The following is a 21,899-nucleotide window of genomic DNA, read 5'->3' on the forward strand; positions in this document are numbered from 1 at the left end:
GGAGCCTCACCCTACGAGGTGCTGACATTGCCATACTGAGCCCGCCCGCGCCGGAAGTCAAGCAAGATCATTTCCCGGGTTCGGGAGTTCGAGACTCGTTGTGGATCAGCCGGTTTCGCCCCGGGTCGGCCGAACGAGTGTGTCGGTGAGGGTCGTTAGGCTGCGCGCGTGAACGGAGCGAAGCGGAGTGAACCATCGACACAGTGCGCCTCGCGCACGACGGAACCGAGCGCCGGCGAGGTGGCGTCGTGAGCGAATCCAACCTCGTGGAACATCCGGACATACCCACCACCAGGACGGCCTACGACGAGGTGGCGGAGCTGTACGCCGGCATGTTCGCCGATGCGCTGGCCGCACAGCCGTTCGATCGCGCGATGCTGGGCGCCTTCGCGGATCTGGTGCGGGCAGACGGGTCCGGGCCGGTGCTCGATGTCGGCTGCGGTCCCGGACGAATCACCACCCATCTGGACACGCTCGGACTGGACGTGTCCGGTATCGATCTGTCCCCGGAGATGATCCGGCTGGCTCGGGCCGACCGTCCGGATCTGCGCTACGAGATCGGCACGATGGAGAGCCTGCCGCTCGGCGACGCCGCCGTGAGCGGTCTGGTGAGCTGGTACAGCATCATCCATCTGCCGCCGGAACGCGTGCCGAGCGTACTGGCCGAATTCGCGCGGGTGGTGCGTCCGGGCGGGCGGTTGCTGATGGCGTTCCAGGCCGCGGACGACGAATCGGTCGACGTCCAGCCCTACGATCACCGGGTGGCCACCTCCTACCGCTGGTCCGTGCGCGGGATGGCGGAACTGCTGCGTCCGCGCGGCTTCACGGTCATCGCCCGGATGCATCGCGAACCCGATCCGGACGAACGCACCCGGCACTGGTATCTGATCGCGACCAGGCAGCCCTGGGCCGACTCGCCCGAGCAGGGGTGATCGCGGCCGGATTCGTGATATCCAGGGCAGATGCGAACCTCGTACGACGTCGTCATCGTCGGCGGCGGCCACAACGGGCTGGTGGCCGCGGCGTATCTGGCGCGGGCCGGGCGTTCGGTCCTGCTGCTCGAACGCGGCCCGCACACCGGCGGCGCGGCGGTATCCGAACGGGTCTTCCCGGAGTTCGATGCGCGATTGTCCCGCTATTCGTATCTGGTGAGCCTGCTGCCCCGGCGGATCGTCGAGGATCTGGGACTGCGGTTCGCCACTCGGCGTCGGCGGATCTCCTCCTACACCCCGGCCGGGCGGGCGGGTCTGCTCGTGGACACGGGGGATCCGTCCCGCACGCGCGAGAGTTTCATCCGGCTCACCGGTTCCGATGCCGATTTCCGGGCGTGGGAGCGGTTCTACGGGACGACCGGGCGATTGGCGCAGCGGGTGTTCCCGACGCTCACCGAACCCTTGCCGACCCGGAGCGAATTACAGTGCGCCATAGATGATTCCGCGGCCTGGGAGGCGATCTTCGAACGGCCGCTCGGCGAGACGATCGAAACCGCCTTCACCGACGACACGGTGCGCGGGGTCGTCCTGACCGACGCGTTGATCGGCACCTTCACCCACGCCCACGATCCGTCGCTGCGACAGAACCGCTGCTTTCTCTATCACGTGATCGGCGGCGGCACCGGCGACTGGGACGTGCCGATCGGCGGGATGGGCGCGCTGACCGACGCGCTCGCCGCGGCCGCGCGGTCCGCGGGTGCGCGGCTCATGGTGGACAGCGCGGTGCACGCGATCGAAACCGATGGCGGCACAGCGGAAATCCGCTACGCGGGTGGCACGGTCGGCGCACGGCACGTGCTGGTGAACGCCGCCCCGCACGAATTGTCCCGGCTGCTGGGCGATTCCGCGGCGCCGAAGCCGGAGGGCGCGCAGCTCAAGGTGAACATGCTGCTGAATCGCCTGCCCCGGCTGCGCGAGGACGTCGATCCGCGCGAGGCGTTCGCCGGGACACTCCATATCGCCGAGGCGTATTCACAACTGGAGAGCGCCTACCGCGCCGCCGAGGCCGGCAGCCCGCCGTCCCGGCCGCCATCGGAGATCTACTGCCACACCCTCACCGACCCGTCGATCCTGGGCCCGGAACTGGCCGCGCGCGGTATGCACACCCTGACATTGTTCGGGTTGCACACCCCGGCAAGGCTTTTCGCACACGATCATGATCGCGTGAAACAGGACGTCCTCGACGCGACCCTGGCACAGCTGGATTCGGTTCTGGCCGAACCGATTCGGGACTGTCTGGCCACCGATGCCGCGGGGCGGATCTGTCTCGAGGCCCGGAGTCCGCTCGACCTCGAACGCGAGATCGGGCTGCCGGGCGGGCATATCTTCCACGGCGATCTGAGCTTCCCGTATCGCACCGACGACGATCCGGAACCCGCCGCCCGCTGGGGTGTGCGGACCGGACATCGCAACGTATTCCTGTGCGGCGCGGGCACGGTCCGGGGCGGCGGGGTGAGCGGTATCGGCGGCCACAACGCGGCCATGGCCGTGCTCGAAACCCGTTGAGCCTCAGCGCACTACGGAACGGATCACCATCGTGGTCAGCGGCAGGTCGAATTCGCCGTCGCCGAGTTCGGGAACGCCGCGCAGGTAGTCGGTGATGGTGTCCAGCAGCACGGCCCGCTCGGCGGGCGAGATCACCAGCGTGTGCGAGTGGGTGCCGATCGTCGCGGCGAGGCTCGCCGCGGTCCGACGCTGCGTATGCGGGAAATCGGCCCGCACGAATTCCTCGAACAGCGGATGCGCCACGACCCCGCTGGACGTGCGAGTCTGGAAGGAGACCGAGGATCGGGACAGGCGGTCCAGCTCGGCGACCCACTCCACCCCGACGTCGTGCATGTTCCAGAACGCGGCGAACACCCCGCCGGGCCGCAGCACGCGGGCGATCTCGGGGAACGCGCGTTCCTGGTCGAACCAGTGCAGCGCCTGTCCGACGACGACGGCGTCCACCGAATCATCTTGCAGCGGAATGGATTCCGCACTTCCGGCGAGCGCCTTCACTCCCGCGTGGCTGCGCTGGAATTCCGCGCGCATCGCCTCGTCCGGCTCCACCGCGACGACCCGCGCACCGACCGCGAGCAGGCCCGCGGTCAGCTTGCCGGTTCCGGCGGCCAGATCGAGCACCTCGGGATCTCGGTCGCCGAGCGGCTCCAGCGCCCACCGGATGCCGGTGAGCGGATAGTCCGGCCGGTGCTCCTCGTAGGCGACAGCCTCGGGACCGAAGGACTTCGCCCGGCGCGCCCGCAATTCGGTGTCGTCCGCATTCCATTCGCTCGCACTGGTCACGCCGATCCCTCCACCTCGCTCGTCCCCGCAACGTCCCGCCTGGTCATGCTAATGCTCGGCGGTGTGTTCATCGTGCGAAGCGTCGGGGCGTTCGAAGATGGACATACGCACCCGCCACATCCGCGGCGGCTCACCCCGGCCGCTGCGCGCCCAGGCCGCCGCCATGGACAGCCGGATCAGCCGTCGGGCGGCGTAGAACAGCAGCATGGCCAGCGGTAATTCGCCCACTCCGGCGGTCACCAGGGAGATCGGCAGGTCGGGGGTGTTCCAGTCCAGGACGATGTCGAACCAGGCGTCGCAGCACAGCAGCGTCGCGGTGACGATCGCCCACGGAATCAGGATCGGCCGTCGCAACCAGGCCCACAGCGCGGTCATCCCGATGGCGGCGACCAGGAAACAATCGAAGCCGACCCACGCGATGTCCCAGTGCGCGACCTCTCGATGCTCGGGCAGACTGGCCGCCAGATAGATGATCCACGCCAGCAGAAAGACGAAACTCCCGGTGATCACGGCCAGGAACAGCCGTCGCAGATGAACCGCCGCGGGGTGGTTGGGAGTCAATGTGAGCGACATGATCTACCTCCCGGCTGGATGAGCGGATCCTGCGACTGAGCTGATTATCCAGATCAACCGGCGTATCGACCGCAATAATTCCGGTGCGCGCCCGAACCTGGTCGATGAACCAGATCATCCCCGTCGATCGCGACCGATCGGCCAGCCACGCCGGCGAGACGACGACCGGCATTCCCGGCCACGGCGGTCAGCGACCATCATCCGCCAGGCCACGCGCCATCGAATTCGACCGACGGCGATAGTTCGGTCTCGATGACCACCCGCCAGGCGCGAGAGAGCGGCATCGAGGGCACTCGAGGCCGCGTCGCCATGCCGTTCCGCCGGACAGCGGAGCTCTCAGCGCACGACCGGGAGAGTGGAGCCGGGCTCGGCGAGCCACAGCAGCCAGTACGGGACCATCAGGGCGGCGAATTCCTCGTAGCCCTCCGCGCCCGGGTGGTAGCCGTCGGCGTCGCGGATCGCGCGCATCCAGGTGTGGTTGTGCAGTAGTGGCTGATGCACCCGGACGTACGGAACATCCTGGGCGGCACAGACTTCGGAGTAGAGAGCATCCAATTCGCCGATGCGCCTGTTGTGTTCGTCATCGGCGTTGGGCGGCGGGGCGACCACGAGACAGGTCCATTCACGTTCGGCCGCACGGCGCAGGATCGCGGCCAGATTCGCCGCCGAGTCCGGCGCGGGCACCCGCACGCGCCCGTCCTCGAGCAACGTGTCGTTGACGCCGAAGGAGAACACCACGCGCGCATCGGTTTCCGCGCTCAGGCGCGGTTCGCACTCACGCTCCCAGCGGGCCGCGATATCCGCCGACGTCTGTCCGCGCACCCCCAGGTTGTAGTAGGTGAGCGGTTGCCCGGCGCCCGCGGCGCGCATCGCGAGGCGACCCGACCAGCCCAGGAATCGACCATCCCCCATTCCGGCCACCAGTGAATCGCCGACGAAACAGATACGGACATCTCGGATCACCGAGTGATCGTTGCACGCGCGGGCGCGCGAGTTGCGGCAAAAGGCCGGAATCGGTGAGGGTACACCCCATGCCGGCAGCCGGTACCCCATAAGATCGTGCTGGTTGGTCCGGGAGGGAGCACGAATGGAAACCGAAACGCCGCTGCCGCGGTGGTTCACCGCTCTGCTGGCGCATCGTCGCTGGGTCCGCCGCACCCGTCCCTTCTCGCACATCTACGTGCGTGAGGTTTTCACGCCCGGGTTCTACACGCGGCTGGCGGCCGAATACGAGCGGGTACGCACAGATCGGCCCGAGCTGTTCGCCAAGGTGGCACAGAACTACGGCGCGACGGGCGCGAGTCTGAGCGAACTGCGCGACGGGCCGCTGGAGATATTCCTCTCCCGCGCCTGGCACGATCTGATCGCCGGGGTGGCGGGTGTGTCCGACGTCACGGGGGACGTCGAGGGCTCGGTGCATCATCATCCCCCGGGCAGCCCGCGCGGCTGGCCGCACAGCGACCTGGCCCCCGCCTGGTTCCGGGCCCAGCCGCCCGGAGAGCACGGCGTGGGCCTGCCGGACCCGGGCATCGATCTCAAGACCGGCGCGCGCACCCCCGGGGTGGACGCGCGCGAACTGGTCCGCGCGGTCGCGGTGCTGTTCTATCTCGGCAACCCGGACTGGCAACCGGGCCACGGCGGGGAGACCGGGCTGTACTCCGCGATCGGTGCGCCGAATCCGCAGCCGACGGTTTACGTTCCGCCGCTGAACAATTCGATGATCGTATTCGAATGCACGCCGCGGTCGTGGCATGCCTTCGCCGGTGGCAACACCGCCGCCCGCAACAGTGTGGTGATGTGGCTGCACCAGCCACGCGAACAGGCGGTGCGCCGCTGGGAAGGTGCCGGAATTGCCGAATGGTGATCAGCGCCGGGTCGCCTTGGTGACGGGGGCGGGCGGTCTGCTGGGCAGTGTGTTCTGCGGGACGTACTACCAGAGCTACGACATCGTCGCGGTCTGCCGCGACCGGGTGCCCGCGGTGCCTTCCCAGGAGGAGTGGTTCATCGATCCGCTCGCGCCGCGGGAAGCGTTGCCCGAGAACGCATCCCGAGTATTCGTCATCCGCGCCGATCTTACCCGGGAGGGCGAGGTGGAGCGGGTGGTCGATCTGGCGCTGGCCAAGTTCGGCGGGGTGGATCTGCTGGTGAACAATGCCGCGCGCATCGAACTGCAACCCAACGGCATGGTCGACGGGGACACCGCCCTGGACGAGTTCGAACCGCAGTTCGCGATGAATGTCGGTGTGCCGCTGCGGCTGTCGACCCGCCTCGCGCAACGCTGCTGGCTGGGCGCGGACGTGGAGAACCGGAGGCGCAACCGCAACATCGTCAACGTGTCGAGCCTGTCCGGATCGGAGGTGTATCCCGGCGGGCAGGCCATCTACTCCGCGACCAAGGCCGCGCTGGATCACCTGACCCGGCATCAGGCCTCCGAATTCGCCGAATTCGGTGTTCGGGTGAACGCCATCGCCCCCGACTCCTTCCCGTACCGGGTGCCGACCCAGAAGGTCGCCGCCGCCATCGCCGAACTCGACGAGGCGAGCGTGACCGGTTTGGTCTTCGGCGTGCTCGCACCACGGGAGCCCGAAACCGCCGAGCCGGAAACCGCCGAGCCCGAAACAGCGGCGGAGCCCGCAAGCTAGCCCCGCGGCAGGGGGCGGCGTGTTGCCCCTGACGCGCCACAGGGCATCCTGCATACTCACAGCTAGTCGACCGAGAGGACCGACGCAGCTCTCCCTCGATCCGAAAGTTCCGAAACGACATGCGAGTCGACGGGCGGGAGATACCGGTCTCCGGCAGCCTCCTGCAACCACACAACCGGCGCACCAGCGACATCCTGCGGGTGATCGCGTCCGCCGCGCTGGTGGCGCTGGTCATCGCCGGATCGCTGATCACCCGTCCGCGCTGGGAGGCTCTGGAACGCTCGGTCTCGGACATCCTGGGCATCCTCACCCCGGAACAGTCCAATCTGGTGTACCTGCTGTACGGCATCGCCATCTTCGCCCTGCCGTTCGCGATCCTGGTGCGGCTGCTGTTCCGCTGGCAGTGGAAACTGCTCGGCGGTTATCTGACGGCCGGGCTGATCGCGGTGCTCGCGCTGTCGATCACCGACACCGGAATCTCCGCACCGCGCTGGCATCTGGCCGAACCGCAGCAGCTCAACACGTTCCTGTCGCAGTTCCTGGACGATCCGCGCTGGATCGCCATGCTGGCCGCGGTGCTCACGGTGGCCAGTCCGTGGCTGCCCGCGTCGTGGCGGCGCTGGTGGTGGGCCGCGCTGCTGGCCTTCGTGCCGCTGCATCTGTTCGTCAGCCTGACGGTGCCCTCGCGGGCGATGTTCGGCCTTGCGGTGGGTTGGTTCGTCGGCGCGGTGATCACGCTCGTGGTGGGCACGCCCGCGCTGGAGGTGCCGCTGGACGGTGCGGTGCGGGTGCTGGCCCGGCGCGGATACACCGTCACCGCGATCCGGGTGGTGCGCCCGGCCGGTCCGGGTCCGCTGCTGCTGTCCGCCGATACCGGGCCGAATCACCGGCTCACCATCGAAATGTACGGGCAGAATCAGCGCAGCCGCGGCATGCTGCGGCAGCTGCGGCGTTTCGTGGCCTTCCGCAGCAGTGAGCGCACGCCCGTCTTCGCGTCCATGCGCCGCAGTGTGGAACATCGCGCACTGCTGGGCATCGCGATCGGGGATCTGGGCCTGGCCAGCAACAAACCGCTCACCGTCGCGGCCCTCGAACGCGGCTGGACGTTGTACGCGCACACCGTTCCGCGCGGCGAGATCCTGTCCATCGCCGCGGGCGAGGAGGTGCACACTCAGGTGTGGCAGGCCCTGCAGAACATGCATCGCGCCCAGATCTCGCACGGTGATCTGCGGGCCGAGGAGATCCGCATCGCCGAGGGGCGGGTGCTGTTCGGCGGGTTCTCCGCTGCGGAATTCGGTGCGTACGACACCCGTTTCCAGTCCGACGCGGCCCAGCTGCTGCTGACCACCGGATCGCTGTTCGGCGCGGAGTCGGCGGTGCGCACCGCGATCGAGGTACTGGGCAAGCAGGCGGTGATCGATGCCTCGCGGCGGCTGACCAAGGCGGCGATTCCCCGGCTGGTGCGGGCCTCGGTGCACGATGCGGGCGCGGTGATGAAGGACGTTCGCGAGCAGGTCCTGCATCAGACCGACGAGGACCGGATCGAGGCCGCGCACATCACCCGGTTCTCCCGCAATCAGTTCATCCAGCTGGTCCTGCTGATCGGCCTGGTGTACGTGGCCTACCCGTACATCAGCCAGGTGCCGACCTTCTTCACCGAACTGCGCACCGCCAACTGGTGGTGGGCGCTGCTGGGCCTGACCGTCTCGGCACTGACCTATGTGGGCGCGGCGATGGCGCTGTGGGGGTGCGCGGGCCAATCGGTGAATCAGCGCAATCTGCTGCTCATGCAGGTGGCGAACACCTTCGCCGCCACGACGACCCCGGCGGGCGTGGGTGGTCTCGCGCTGAGTGTGCGATTCCTGCAACGCAGCGGTCTGGGCGCGGTGAAGGCGACCGCGGCGGTCGCGTTGATGCAGGCGGTGCAGGTGATCACGCACGTGGTGCTGTTGATCGTTTTCAGTGTGGCGGCGGGGGTTTCGGCGAATCTGTCGCATTTCGTGCCGAGCGCGACGGTGCTGTACTTCGCCGCCGGCGCGCTGCTGGGCGCGCTGGGTGTGACCATGTTCGTGCCGAAGGTGCGGCGCTGGCTGCGCACCGAGGTGCGACCGCAGCTGGCCGAAGTGGTCAGCGAATTGCGCACGCTCGCACGCGAACCCAAACGGCTGGCGATGATCGTGCTGGGGTGCGCCTCGACCACCCTCGGCGCGGCGGGTGCGCTGTGGGCCGCGATCGAGGCGTTCGGCGGGCACACCACATTCGTGACCGTCACGGTGGTGACCATGATCGGCGGCACGCTGGCCTCGGCCGCGCCCACCCCGGGCGGTGTGGGCGCGGTGGAGGCCGCGCTGATCGGTGGTCTGGCCGCGTTCGGGGTGCCCGCGGCGATCGGGGTGCCCGCGGTTCTGCTCTATCGCGTGCTGACCTGCTGGCTGCCGGTGTTCTGCGGGTGGCCGATCATGCGCTGGCTCACCGACAAACAGATGATCTGAACTAGACCGCCGCCGAACTCAGGCCGAATAGTCCTTGCGCAGTTCGACTTTCACGACCTTGCCGCTGGCGTTGCGGGGCAGCTCCGGGACGATCACCAGATCCTTGGGATGCTTGTAGCGGGCCAGGTTCTCGTTCAGGAACGGGGTGAGTTCCTCGAGGGTCAGGGTGTCGTCCGGATTCAGCAGGGCGACAACGGCTACCGGGACCTCGCCCCATTTCTCGTGCGGGCGGCCCACGACGGCGGCCTCGTGGATCTTCGGATGCGCGAACAGGACGTTCTCCACCTCGGCACAGTAGATGTTCTCACCGCCGGAGATGATCATGTCCTTCTTACGGTCCACCACGTAGACGAAGCCCTCCTCGTCCCGGCGGACCAGATCGCCCGAGTGGAACCAGCCGCCCGCGAACGCCTCCGCGGTGGCCTCGGGCTTGTTCCAGTAGCCCTGCATGAGATTCGGTCCGCGATAGACGATCTCGCCGATCTCGCCCGGCGCGACGTCGTTCATCTCGTCGTCGACCACGCGGGCCTGGATGGTGGGGATCGGCAGACCGACCGAGCCCAGCTTGCGGATCGCGTCGTCACCCTCGAGCACACAGGTGATGGGCGACATCTCGGTCTGCCCGAACACCGCGACGTTGCGCGCGTTCGGGAAGCAGTCGTCCATCGCGCGCAGCACGGTGTCCGAGGCGGGCGCGGCACCCCAGCACAGCATGCGCAGCGCCAGCTCACGAGTCTTGACCGTCGGTTCCTCGCAGATCATCTGCCACTGCACCGGGACGCAGAACGCGGCGGTGGCCCGCTCCTTCTCGACCGCGTCCAGCCATTCGGTGGCGTTGAACGCGCCGAGCGGATGCAGCACGGTGGTGCCGCCGAGCATGAAATACGGTGTGAGACTGCCGAGTCCGGCGATGTGGAACAGCGGGGAGGTGCAGAAGCCGATCGACCCGGCATCCAATTCCATCGCGCGGATACAGGTCAGGGCCTGAGCGTTCATGTTCTGGTAGGACAGCACCGCGCCCTTGGGGCTGCCGGTGGTGCCCGAGGTGTACATGATCAGGGCCGGGGTGTCCTCCGGAATGTCCAGCGGCACATGCGGTTCGCCCTGCTCGGCGAGCAACTCCTCGTAACCGAGCACGCCCTCACCGCTGCTCCCGCCGATGACGACGCAGGTCTCGAGCGCGGGAGCCTGACCCATCACGCCGGTCGCGAGCGGGGCGAGCAACGTGTCGGTGACGATGGCCTTGGCTCCGGAATCGGCCACGATGTAGGCGACCTCGGGCGGGGTCAGGCGGAAGTTCACCGGCACCGCGATCGCGCCGAGCGCGTTGATGCCGAAGACGGCCTCGATGTATTCGGTGTAGTTCAGCGCGAGCAGCAGCACACGATCGCCGAACCCGACCCCTCGCCGAGACAGCGCGTCGGCGAATCGCAGCGACCGCTCGTGAAACTGCCGCCACGTGGTGTCCTGCCCTTCGAACCGGAACGCGACCTGATCGGGGCGCATCGCGGCATGCGCGGCGACCTGGTTGTTCCAGTGGTTGCGGCGCGATCGGATCGGCTCGGCGAGCGACTGGGCACCGGTGGTCATGCACGAACTCCCTTCGGAACCGCCGCACGCTCGCGCACCGGCTGCCCCGATGGCGTCCACGGCTGAACAATTGCGAGAATACCAGCTAACTTTTTGTCGTGACAAGGATTACAGAGAGACTTCGACGCAATCCTTCTCATCAGATGAAATACCAGCTCAGATTGATGTTTTTCAGCCATAAAACAACGATCGGACACGACGTCGGTACGAAGAGTTCCAGACAACCATGCAAACATCGGCTTACATCAAGGGTTGTCCCGCCCCGCCCGGACATGCCACTATCGACGACATTCGGGCCGAGAGCCGCACACGGCGCGAGCACCAGATCCGACGGCGGCGATGCCCGTGATTCCCGCGGCATTCCGGGGACCGCCGCCGGTCACACTCGAGCAGGAGGACACCGATGTTGCGCACCAGGTTCACCGAGCGATTCGGCGTGGAACATCCGATCGTGCAGGGCGGGATGATGTGGGTCGGCCGGGCCGAACTCGTCGCCGCGGTGGCCAACGCCGGTGGCCTCGGCTTCATCACCGCACTCACCCAGCCCACCCCGGACGACCTGCGCCGCGAGATCGCGCGCACCCGCGAGCTGACCGACAAGCCGTTCGGCGTGAACGTCACCATCCTGCCCTCGATCAATCCGCCGCCGTACCAGGAGTACGTCCGGGCGATCATCGAATCCGGCGTGCAGATCGTGGAGACCGCGGGCAGCAATCCCGAGCCGTTCCTGCCCTACTACAAGGACGCCGGGATCAAGGTGCTGCACAAGTGCACCAGCGTGCGGCACGCGCTCAAGGCGGAGCGGATCGGCGTCGACGGTGTCTCCATCGACGGTTTCGAATGCGCTGGGCATCCGGGTGAGGACGATGTGCCGGGCCTGGTCCTGATCCCCGCCGCCGCCAAGGCCCTGGAGATCCCGATCATCGCCTCCGGCGGTATCGCCGACGCCCGCGGCCTGGTCGCCGCGCTGGCCCTGGGCGCCGACGGGGTGAACATGGGCACCCGCTTCCTGTGCACTCGGGAGTCGCCAGTCCACAACGCGGTCAAGGAGCAGATCGTCGCGCACAGCGAGCGCAGCACCCAGCTCATCTTCCGCACCATGAACAACACCGCCCGCGTCGCGGACAACGAGATCAGCCGCAAGGTCGTGGAGATCGAGAAGGCTGGCGGCGTATTCGAGGACGTGCGCGATCTGGTCGCCGGTGCGCGCGGACGGCGCGTGTTCGAGGACGGCGACCTCGACGCGGGCATCTGGTCGGCCGGACAGGCCCAGGGCCTCATCGACGACATCCCCACCTGCGAGGAGCTCATCGCCCGCATGGTGGCCGAAGCGGAGGGCCTGATCAACGATCGACTGGCGTCGTTCGTGCGCTGAGTCCGTCCGCGGTGCGGCCGGCCGGGGGGTAGGTCCCCGGCCGGCCGCACCCATGCTCGATGCGAATACGCCTCTCGCTCAGGCCCGTTCGGCGACCGCGTTGAAGTCGTGGCTGGCGATGATCTCGATACCCCGCGGCAGGGCGTGCAGGCGCTGCACGGTCTCGAAGGCGCGATCGCGGTCGGCATCGACGAGTTGCCCGGGCATGGGCGCCTTCTCGCGGATCAGCTTGATCTGCAAGGTATTCCACACCGCGTCACCGGCCAGCAGCACGTGCGTGCCGTCGTTCACGGCCAGCAGCGCGCCGATGCTGCCGGGCGTGTGACCGGCCAGATCCAGCAGCACCACCGAACCGTCGCCGAACAGATCGTGACTGGCCGGGAAGGTCAGCACCGGCGGGCCCTCGAGGTGCAGGGGCTGTACCGCGCGGTCGCGCAGGGGTGCGCGCACCACACCGTACGGCGCGGTGTCTCCGGTCATCGCCCACTCGTATTCCACTGCGGGAACGCGCAATTCGACCGATTCGGGAAGTTCGAGCAAACCGGACACGTGATCCCAGTGCAGATGGGTCGCGATGGTGAAATCGATGTCCGAAACGGACAGATTCTGCCCCGCCAGCGCGTCCTCGAGACCGAGCACAGGTTTACCCGGGGCGACGAACATGCCCAGCGGAAAGGGCAACCCGGGCAGCACCCGCTTGTGCACGCCCGCGCACATCGCCGGATCGATCACGAAGCGGGCGCGGGGATGCTCCACCAGGAACGCACCCATCCCCATGGCCAGCGTGCCCAGGCTTCGCACACCCTCGGCGACCAGGGCGGCCGGCGCGGACGTTCGGGCCTGGAGCAACGCGGTGAAGCGAACCGTGTTGCGGGGGTGCGGAACTCGGGCGCATTCGAGTCCGGCCAGGAAATCCGGATCGGGACGCCGGGGATGCAGCAGACGACGCGGAGTCGCCACGAGGGCGGCGCAGCAGTGCGCGAGGGTGCCCAACGTACCGGGTCTGCCATCGGAGAAATCGGTCACATCACCACCTTTGCCGAACTCGCCCCATCCGGTGAAAACCGGCTCGGAGCTCGTGTGCTGAGTCACAGCGACACCGTAGCGATCCGGATGCGCAGAGCAAAGCCCTTCTCCGCGCGCCGACTTCTCGGCATAATCGCAGGGGGTACCTGACGGCCGGCGGACACCGCCGAATGCGGGGAGGAGTAGCCGTGAGGCAGCGTTCTTCGGTCGAAGGCCGGTCCACCGGACACCGGTCGGACCTGACCTCCGCGGCGGTGACGGCCATCGCGGAACTGCTCGGCGTCCCCGCGGACACCGTGTCCGTCAGCACACCGTTCAGCGATCTAGGCCTGCCATCGGTGCAGCTCGCGCGGCTCACGGCCGTACTCGAGGATGCGCTGGGCGTCCCGGTTTCGCTCACCGACCTGTTCGACCATCCCGATATCGACCGGCTCGTCGAACATCTAGCGACCCGATGACAGCCGGCTCCGGCGGCACCCCACAACCCGCCCCCGATCCGGGACAGCGGGACTCGACGACCACGACGGAATCCGACGCCGCCTCCGTCCCCCCGGTCGCGATCATCGGCATCGGCGCTCGCGTGCCCGGCGCGCACGGCGTCGGCGAGTTCTGGCGCCTGCTGCGCGAGGGCCGGGACGGGACCGGCGCACCACCGCGCGAACGCGCCGGGGCCAGGCGCGGCGGCTATCTGCACGGGCTGGACGCCTTCGACAACGACTGGTTCACGATCTCCGAACGTGAAGCGGCCGTGATGGATCCGCAGCAGCGGCTCGGTCTGGAGGTCTCGATCGAGGCGCTCGACGACGCGGGCGTCGGGTATCGGGTACGCGGGTCACACACCGCGGTGCTGTTCGGTGCGTGCGGGTACGACCACGGCACGGTCGTACTCGGCCGCGGCGGGCAGGACGCACCGTACGCCGTCACCGGATCCGCGCTGAGCATCGTCGCCAACCGGCTGTCCTACGCCCTGGACCTGCACGGGCCGAGTCTGGTGCTGGACAGCGCGTGTTCGTCCTCGCTGGCGGCCGTGGACATGGCGACGCGGCTGCTCGCCGATCACACCGTCGAGCTGGCGATCGTCGGCGGAGTGAATCTTCCACTGCTGCAACACACCTCGGACTACCTGGATCAGGCCGGGTTCCTCGCGCCGGACGGGCGATGCAAGCCATTCGACGCCGCCGCGGACGGCTACACCCGCAGCGACGGGTGCACGGTGCTGATCCTGCAGCGCACCGCCGACGCCCGGCGCGAGGGCAATCGGGTGTATGCCGAAATCATCGGAGCCGCAGTCGGTTCCGATGGCCGATCGAATGGCCTGTACGCGCCGAACGGGCTCGCACAGCAGCAGGTGATCCGCCGCGCGTGGACACGTGCCGGTGTCACACCCGCACTCGCCGGATACGTCGAATGTCACGGCACCGGAACACCGTTGGGCGATGCGGTGGAGGTCGGCGCGCTGGCCTCGGCACTGTCCGAGGGTGAACGGACCCGGCGGGTGTGGATCGGGTCGGTGAAATCGAATTTGGGTCATCTCGAGGCCGCCGCCGGAGTCACCGGAGTCGCCAAGGCGGCGTTGTGCATCGCGCACGCCACGATCGTCCCGAACGTGCACTTCCACACCGAGAATCCACTGCTGAATCTCGCCGCGCGCGGGCTGGCCGTGCCGACCGAGCCGATCGGGTGGGCGGCGGAATCGGCCTCGGGCCGGTACGCCGGGGTCAGCTCCTTCGGCTTCGGCGGAACCAATGCGCACGTGGTGTTGCGCGGGGTGGACCACGTTGCGCCGCAGCGGGAGAGCGATCCGCCCGTACTGCTGACGATCACCGGACGGGATGCGGACGATCTCCGGGAACAGGCCGTACGCGGGGCCGAGGCACTCAGCCGGAATATCGGATCGCTCGCCGAATTCGCCTCTGCCACAACGAGAGCGATACCCGAGCAGGTGCGCGCCGCAGTGGTTGCCCGCGACCGGGCCGAGGCCGTCGCCCGCTTGCTGGCCCTGGCCGAGGCCGTCGATGCCTCCCGGACGCATACCGCGACAAGCGAGACCACCACCCCGGCGGGTTCCGCGACGACGCCCGCGACAGCCACGCAGACTACGAACGACGCCACCACAGAACCGATCTCGGGGGCGGGCCCCGAGACGGCACCCGCGACAGTCACCGGGGTTACGACCGCGACAGCCGCCGAACCCACGTCAGGGGCAGGTTCCAACACACCCGGCAAGCCTACGGGGGCTGCGGAAACCGAACCCACATCGAGGGCGGATTCCGAGGCGACATCCTCGACAGTCCCCCCGGCCACGAGAGCTACTACAGCAGAACCAACCTCCGGGATCGGTTCCGAGACGACGACGCCCGCGACAGTCAGCGGGGCCACGAGCGCGGCAGCCGCCCAACCGGCGTCGCGGGCGGGTTCCGAGACGGCACCGGCGGCGGCCACTGACGCGACACTCGCCACGGAACTCGCGACAACGCCCACGGGAGTTGTCGAGCCAGCGGCCAGAACGGCCACTGGGACAACGTCGTTCGGGAATTCCACGCTGACGGCCGCCGGGCCGACGCGCAAAGCGGCGACCGCGAAAACGTCGACCGCGGGCTCGAAGACACCGCGAACCAGAGCCACCGAGACGCCGAGCGCGGCGGAGGACGAAGGCGCGCGGGCTGTGGGCTCCAAGAGACGGACCCGGCCGACACGCGCCGCGGCCACCGAGACCACGTTCGCGGAGGACTCCGTGTCCGCACGGGCCACCGTTACGGCACGTGCGGCGAGTACGGAGGCGGTCCCTGAAGCCGCCCACGCGATGGCGACGCATCCCGATTCGCTGGTTCGGAATGCATTGGGGCACAACAATGCAGCGCGAGTACACGGGCCGTCCGGGCGGCGGCTGCGCGGCCGGATCCTGCTGGTGTTCTCGGGGCAGGGTGGGCAGCATCAGCGGATGGGCCGGGGGCTGGCGGCCCGGTATCCGGTGTTCGCGCGGACGCTCGCCGAGGCCACCGATGCGGTGACGGCCGCCGGAGGGCCTCGGGTGTGGACGCCCCGGCACGGTTTCGCGAACAGCCTCGAGACGACCGATATGGTGCAGCCCGCGCTGTTCGTATTCCAGATCGCGCTGGCGGAACTGCTGGCGCACTGGGGTATTCGGGCCGACGCGGTGATCGGGCACAGCCTCGGCGAGATCGCGGCGGCCGTCGTCAGCGGCGCGCTCTCGCTCGGCGACGGTGCGCGGATAGCGGTGGTGCGCAGTGCGATTCTCGCGCATCTGGACGGTCGCGGTGCGATGGCGATGCTCGAGGCGACGCCCGAGGAGGCCGCGCGGTTGGTGGAACCGGTTCGCGCGCATGTCGCGGTGGCCGCGGTGAACGGGCCTCGGTCCGTGGTGGTTTCCGGGACGCCGCGCTATGTGGAGACAGTGATCCGGCGGGCGACGCGCCGCAGCTTCTACGCACGGCGGATCGCCGTGGATTTCGCCGCGCACAGTCCGCAGGTTCGCGAGCCCGCCGCCGAACTGCTCGCCCAGCTCGACGGAATCATGCCGCGAGCACCGCGAATTCCGCTGTACTCCACCACCCGGCGCGGTGAGATGATCGTGTCCGCCGCCCTGGACGCGAAGTACTGGTCTGAGAACGCCGAGCGCACAGTAGAACTCGCGGCGGCCCTGGAATCCGCCGCGGCCGACGGCTGCACCACGGCGATCGAGATCTCGCCGCATCCGATTCTGGCCCCGGCCATCCGCGAGTATCCGGACTTCGGCGAGGCCACGCATCCGATGGCCGATCGGGACGACGAGTCCGCCGCCTTCCTCGACGGCATGGCCCGGTTGTATCTCGAGGGCCGGTCGGCGAACTGGTCCGCGCAGGGCGCATTCACCGGTCCGATGCTCGAAAGACGCTGGCGCCACGCTACTTTCCCGCTGCTGACCGGTGCCGGACCCGAGCCCGCCAGCGAAGATCTCGGCGATCACGTCGTGCGGGGTGTGCCGATGGTCCCGGCGACGTACTGGCTGCGTCAGCTGCTGCGGATCGCCGGGGAGCGAACCGTCCGGCTGACGGAGTTCACCGTTCGCGAGCCCACCGATCTGACCGCCCTGGCCGATATCACCTTCCATGCCGGAACCGATCTGCTGGAGGTGACCGGCCCGATCACCCTGGCCACGGCCCGAATCGCCGCCGAGCCGTCGCCTGCGGAGATCGTCGGCTGGATGCGCGCCATCGACGCGCACCGCATCGCCCAACCCGGGATGCACCCCATCGACACCCGCGAGTTCTACGCGATGCTGCGCGCCCGCGGACTCGACTACGGCCCCCGCTTCCGGCCGCTGCGCGGCATAGTCGCCGAATCCGGCAGCGCCATAGGACTTCTCGGCCACATCCCGCTGGACGCCGCGGCCCTGGACGGCTGCCTCCAGCTCATCGCCGCCGCCGCGGCCCCGCACCTGCCCGCCCACGTCCTGCCCCTGCCCACCCGCATCGACTCCGCCTGGCTCACCGCGTCCCCCGACGTCCTGCTCGCCCAGGCGCACGCCTTCCTCCGCGACGCCGACCCCGACGGCCTGCACTGCGACGTCCTCGCCACCGACCAGCACGGCGCCCCCGCAGCCGCCCTCCTCGGCATCCGCATCCATTACGCCCACCTCGCCGCACCGACCGGGTCGCCCAGCGAGTCTCCCCGCATCGGCCTTCCCGCCGAGCCGGACACCCCGGCCGATGGTCCGATGGGGCCGGACCCACTCGGAAACAGTGGAGGTGGCGGCCGTGACGCTTCGAGAATTCGACTGACGCACACCGGCATCTTCGGCGGACCTGTCGCACGACCGAACGGACCGCACCACGACGATTTGGGCGACAGCGCTGTCAACGATCGCCGAGGTGATCGTGATTCGGCCCCCCAGCAGGCCGTCGGCCGGAGTCCATCCGATGACACGCAGATTACTTCGTATCGGCAGCGAGGGCATCGATCACACACCGGCGATGCCTTCCGGGGGCCAACCGCACTGCCGGATACGACTCGGCACAGCGATTTCGGCAACGGCACGCCAACCCATCGACTGGGTGTCGGCGGTGCGTCGGCGAGCGCGGGACAGCACTTCGGCGAATACACGGATTCCGGTATGCGGCAATGGGATCGGACAGGGGCGGCGGAACAACCCGTGCGCGATCGGTCCGACTGGGATCGCGGGGTGCTCCGGGCGCATGGACTCGGGACGGTGCTGCGGCGGGAGGCTTGGGTTCGGGTCGGTGTGCCGGATGCCGCACGGGCGGTGCGGAGTTCGCGCGTTCGGCGGGTTCTGGTGATCGGGGAGTCTCGCCTGGCGGTGGGGTTGGCCCGGGCGACGGATCGGTGGGTGCCCGCCGAGCGGGTGGCCCGGGATCCGTTCGAGGCGAGTCCGATCGTCGCCGCGACGCTCACCGGGCGGGCGGATCCGACCGCGGTGGTCGCGGTGTGGCCCGCGGTGTCCGCGCCCGGATCGGCGGTGGGGGAGATCGGGCGGGCACTCGAACTGCTGCAACGGATTCAGGATTGCGATGCGATGGCATCGCTGACGGTGGTGCTGCGAGATCGGCGGAGTGTGGCCCAGCAGGGGATCGCCGGGTTGGTGCGGTCGCTGCAATTGGAGTCGGGTCGCCGAGTCCGGCTGGTGTGGACGGGAGCCGAACGGGCCGAACCGGGGCCCTTGACCGCTCTGGCGCTGTCGTCCGAGGGGCCGGACGAGGTGCGCATCGGGCCCGGCGGCGTGGAGGCCAGGCAGTTCGAGCCGGTGTCATTCCTCGCCCGTCCGGTCGAAATCCGGCCCGTGGGCGCGTATGTCGTGACCGGCGGACTCGGCGCGCTCGGCGCCGTGGCCGCCCGGTGGCTGCTGGATTCCGGCGCCGGGGATGTGGTCGTGCTGACTCGGCATCCGCGCCCGCTCCCGCCGCTGCTCGAGGGTCTGGAGGATCGGATCGTGGTGTTGCGCTGCGATGTCACCGATCCGCGCGATCTGGCCAACGCGCTGCACGACATTCGCGAGTGCGGCGCGCCCATCCGCGGCCTGATACATTCCGCCGGCTCACTGCACGACGCCGAATTCAGTTCCGTGACAACGGATCTACTGGCTTCGATGTTCGAGCCCAAACTCGCCGCGACGGCCGACCTGCTCGACCTGACCGCCGACGACCCCATCGACTTCGCCCTGCTGTTCTCCTCGGCGACAGGCGCTCTGGGCGCCCCCGGTCAAGCCGCCTACGCGGCGGCCAACGCCGCCCTGGACGCCCTGGCGTCCAGTCGCACGAACCGCAGGGTCATCAGCATCGGCTGGGGCAGTTGGGAATCCGGCCTGGCCGCCACCGCGGGCGGCGCGGAACACCTCCGCCGCGCGGGCGTCACCCCCTTCAGCACCGCCCGCGGCACCGCGGTCCTGGACTCCCTTCGCGGCTACCCCGGCCCCCACGTCCTGGCCATGGACTACACCCCCACCACCGATGATTCCCCCATAGCCCAGCGCCTCCGCACCGCGCTGCAGCCGATTCGACACCACTCCGGGCCAGGCTATCCCGCCCCCACAGCGCCATCCCGCGACGACAGCGAAACCACGGCCCCGGCCCACTGGGGACAACCGAATCCAGCCCAGCATCCCGGCGATCGGACCGGATCCACCGACCTGCCGCAGCCCGACCAGCACTACATCGGGACCGGCCTCCCGGTGAACGAGTCCGGCTACCCTGGCGAGCCAGGCTATTTCGACGCGCCCACCGGCTGGATGCAGACGCACGCCGGGATGCCCGAATCCGGCTCCTCGATCGTTGATGCCGTGGCAAGCGCATCCGGGTATCCCTACCGGCCGACCAGCCAGGCCGAGGAGAGTCCGGCCCCAGGTTTTCTCGCAGGCGACGATGGGCCCGAGGACGGATCGGCCGAGTCGCAAGCGGATCGTCCCTCGGTTCCGGGATCGGGCGCGGCAGCCGGGAATGTATCGGTGGCACAGGTGATTCGGGCCGCATTGGCCGCTACCTTGGGCATCACCGCGGAGAGTATCGGGCCGGATGTGGATTTCGGCGGTCTGGGATTGTCCTCGCTACTGGCGATCGAGTTGCGTCGGACTCTCGAGGCCCGGCTCGGGATTCGCATCGCCACCGCCGAACTCTTCGAACATCCCACCGTGGCGATGCTCGGGACGGCGCTGTCCACGCGACTGTCCGATGATCGAGGGGAGATCCGGTGAACGGATCGGTCGACGCGCTAGCCGCGGCGGTCGCTGGATGGGCCGCGAAACGTCCTGATGCGCCCGCATTCACCGCACTGTCCTACCCCGGCAGGGAGTGCCGATCGCACTCGCTGACATTCGGCGGATTGCACAGTGCGGCCGGTGTTCTCGCCGGGAAGGTCCGCGCGGACACGGAACCGGGGGACCGGGTGGCCATCCTGTGCGATCACGGCCTGAACTACGTGGCGGCATTTCTCGCCTGCCTGTACACCTCCCGGGTGGCCGTGCCGCTGTTCCCGGTGCCGGGTCACCGCAATACCGATCGCCTCGCGGCCGTCCTCGACGATGCGCGCCCCACCTTGAGCCTCGTCGATCCGGGGAACGAAATACGCACCGCAGGTGGCGGATTCGCGGTTGGGAAGGTCCTCCCGGTTTCCACCGAGCCCGCGGATGCCGCGGTTCCTCCGCAGCCGATCACCGAGCATCCGGCCTACCTGCAATACACGTCCGGCTCTACGAAAACCCCCGCCGGAGTGGAGGTCTCCCACGCGAATCTCGCCGCGGCACTCGAGCAGCTGCGTACCGGAATGCCCGTGGTGAACGACAAACCCGTGGTCACCTGGCTGCCGTTCTTCCATGATATGGGCCTGGTCTTCGCGATGTCGCTGCCGCTGTACACCGGCGTGCACGCGATCACCCTGCCACCGGCCGAATTCGCCAAACGTCCGATCCGCTGGCTGCGGGCGTGTGGCGATTATCGCGCCGGAGCGACCGCGAGTCCTAATTTCGGCTTGGCACACGCGGTTTCGGCTACGACACCGCAAGAACGCGCCGATCTGGATCTCTCCGAACTGGAACTCGTCCTCAACGGCGCGGAGCCGATCCGAGCCGAGGTCCTGACGACGTTCACGAAAACCTTCGCACCCCAGGGCTTCCGGCATTCCGCTCACACCGCCGGATACGGACTGGCCGAAGCAACCCTACCGGTCGCCTTCGGCGCACCCGGCGAGCCGCCCGCCATCGCCGAATTCGACCGCGCCGCACTGACCGACGGGCGCGCGATCCTCGCCGAACCGGGCCACGGAGTCCGGCTCGTCGGCTGTGGCGTCCCCGCCGACCAGCACATCCGGCTGGTCGACCGGTCCGGAACGCCCGTAGCCGCGGGGGAGGTCGGCGAGATCTGGGTTCGCGGCCCGAACGTCTGCGCCGGATACTTCGGCAAACCAGACGAAACGGCCGAGACGTTCGGCGCACGATCTCCCGGCGAACCGGAGAACTGGCTTCGCACAGGCGATCTCGGCTTCCTGCACGACCGCCAGCTGTATATCGCCGGACGCCTCAAGGATATGATCTTGATCGCGGGCCGTAACCACTATCCGGCCGATATCGAAACCACCGCGGCCGATTCCGCGCCGGAGATACGCGCCGGCCACATCACCGCCTTCGGCGTGGACGACGGCATCGAGGAGACGCTGATCCTGGTCGCCGAGCTGAACGAGCGCCCCGGCGACACCGCCGAGGTGGTTCGCCGCATCCGCTCCGCCGTCACCGCCGCGCACGATATCGCCCCCGCCGAGGTGGTCCTGGTCGAGCGCGGGCAGATTCCCAAGACCTCCAGCGGCAAGCTGCGTCGCGGCGAATGCCGGATTCGCTACCGCCGGGACGAGTTGGTCCGCGTCGAAGCCGCGCCGAGGGTGTAAACCTGGTCCACACCCATCCACCGATCGCTCCAGGAGT

The 21,899-nt window shown here is 68.7% G+C and carries 14 protein-coding genes; 9 read left to right on the top strand and 5 right to left on the bottom strand.

Going from position 1 to position 21,899, the window contains the following annotated elements; genetic code table 11:
• The first annotated feature begins 248 nt into the window (after nt 1-248).
• Both NM2_RS31410 and NM2_RS31415 read left to right on the top strand, forming a co-directional pair.
• Nucleotides 249-932 carry a class I SAM-dependent methyltransferase gene (locus NM2_RS31410; protein WP_067676609.1) on the top strand — a complete coding sequence of 228 codons (684 nt, stop codon included), beginning with the start codon at nt 249-251 and terminating at the stop codon, nt 930-932.
• Between the two features lie 30 nt (nt 933-962).
• A complete protein-coding gene (locus NM2_RS31415) occupies nt 963-2,498 on the top strand; it encodes a phytoene desaturase family protein (RefSeq protein ID WP_067676514.1) in 1,536 nt (511 codons plus the stop codon).
• A 3-nt stretch (nt 2,499-2,501) separates the two neighbouring features.
• On the opposite strand, the gene NM2_RS31420 is transcribed toward NM2_RS31415, so the two are convergent.
• The 3 genes from NM2_RS31420 to NM2_RS31430 form a co-directional block, all read right to left on the bottom strand.
• The gene (locus NM2_RS31420; RefSeq protein WP_067676517.1) at nt 2,502-3,278 is read right to left on the bottom strand and encodes a class I SAM-dependent methyltransferase; all 777 of its coding nucleotides are present in this window, start codon (nt 3,276-3,278) and stop codon (nt 2,502-2,504) included.
• A 48-nt stretch (nt 3,279-3,326) separates the two neighbouring features.
• Nucleotides 3,327-3,851: a hypothetical protein gene (locus NM2_RS31425; RefSeq protein ID WP_067676520.1), complete on the bottom strand. Its 525-nt coding sequence runs from the start codon at nt 3,849-3,851 to the stop codon at nt 3,327-3,329.
• A gap of 336 nt (nt 3,852-4,187) precedes the next feature.
• A complete protein-coding gene (locus NM2_RS31430; RefSeq protein WP_067676612.1) occupies nt 4,188-4,814 on the bottom strand; it encodes a DUF459 domain-containing protein in 627 nt (208 codons plus the stop codon).
• A 124-nt stretch (nt 4,815-4,938) separates the two neighbouring features.
• On the opposite strand from NM2_RS31430, the gene NM2_RS31435 reads away from it, so the two are divergent.
• From NM2_RS31435 to NM2_RS31445, 3 genes are all read left to right on the top strand, one after another.
• Nucleotides 4,939-5,715 carry a 2OG-Fe(II) oxygenase family protein gene (locus NM2_RS31435; RefSeq protein WP_067676523.1) on the top strand — a complete coding sequence of 259 codons (777 nt, stop codon included), beginning with the start codon at nt 4,939-4,941 and terminating at the stop codon, nt 5,713-5,715.
• Nucleotides 5,702-6,493: an SDR family NAD(P)-dependent oxidoreductase gene (locus NM2_RS31440; RefSeq protein ID WP_245718302.1), complete on the top strand. Its 792-nt coding sequence runs from the start codon at nt 5,702-5,704 to the stop codon at nt 6,491-6,493. The genes NM2_RS31435 and NM2_RS31440 overlap by 14 nt, the downstream gene beginning before the upstream one ends.
• 119 nt (nt 6,494-6,612) lie before the next feature.
• On the top strand, nt 6,613-8,985 hold the full coding sequence (locus NM2_RS31445; protein WP_067676529.1) for a lysylphosphatidylglycerol synthase transmembrane domain-containing protein: 2,373 nt from the start codon (nt 6,613-6,615) through the stop codon (nt 8,983-8,985).
• 18 nt (nt 8,986-9,003) lie between these two features.
• Here NM2_RS31445 and fadD5 read toward each other — a convergent pair whose 3' ends face one another.
• Entirely contained in the window at nt 9,004-10,575 is a 1,572-nt protein-coding gene (gene fadD5, locus NM2_RS31450) for a fatty-acid--CoA ligase FadD5 (protein WP_067676532.1), read from the bottom strand.
• 403 nt (nt 10,576-10,978) lie between these two features.
• Here fadD5 and NM2_RS31455 point away from each other — a divergent pair, with 403 nt between their 5' ends.
• Nucleotides 10,979-11,950 carry an NAD(P)H-dependent flavin oxidoreductase gene (locus NM2_RS31455; protein ID WP_067676535.1) on the top strand — a complete coding sequence of 324 codons (972 nt, stop codon included), beginning with the start codon at nt 10,979-10,981 and terminating at the stop codon, nt 11,948-11,950.
• A 78-nt stretch (nt 11,951-12,028) separates the two neighbouring features.
• On the opposite strand, the gene NM2_RS31460 is transcribed toward NM2_RS31455, so the two are convergent.
• The gene (locus NM2_RS31460; protein ID WP_245718303.1) at nt 12,029-13,042 is read right to left on the bottom strand and encodes an MBL fold metallo-hydrolase; all 1,014 of its coding nucleotides are present in this window, start codon (nt 13,040-13,042) and stop codon (nt 12,029-12,031) included.
• Between the two features lie 122 nt (nt 13,043-13,164).
• Here NM2_RS31460 and NM2_RS31465 point away from each other — a divergent pair, with 122 nt between their 5' ends.
• The 3 genes from NM2_RS31465 to NM2_RS31475 are packed head-to-tail and all read left to right on the top strand — an operon-like array spanning nt 13,165 to nt 21,862.
• The gene (locus NM2_RS31465) at nt 13,165-13,434 is read left to right on the top strand and encodes an acyl carrier protein (RefSeq protein WP_245718304.1); all 270 of its coding nucleotides are present in this window, start codon (nt 13,165-13,167) and stop codon (nt 13,432-13,434) included.
• Complete coding sequence (locus NM2_RS31470; RefSeq protein WP_067676540.1) at nt 13,431-20,180, top strand: type I polyketide synthase; 6,750 nt, start codon at nt 13,431-13,433, stop codon at nt 20,178-20,180. Before NM2_RS31465 ends, NM2_RS31470 begins: the two co-directional genes overlap by 4 nt.
• Nucleotides 20,177-21,862: a fatty acyl-AMP ligase gene (locus tag NM2_RS31475; RefSeq protein ID WP_067676542.1), complete on the top strand. Its 1,686-nt coding sequence runs from the start codon at nt 20,177-20,179 to the stop codon at nt 21,860-21,862. The genes NM2_RS31470 and NM2_RS31475 overlap by 4 nt, the downstream gene beginning before the upstream one ends.
• Nucleotides 21,863-21,899: the final 37 nt, after the last annotated feature.

This window comes from Nocardia miyunensis NBRC 108239 (genome assembly GCF_001613065.1).
GTDB lineage: Bacteria > Actinomycetota > Actinomycetes > Mycobacteriales > Mycobacteriaceae > Nocardia > Nocardia miyunensis.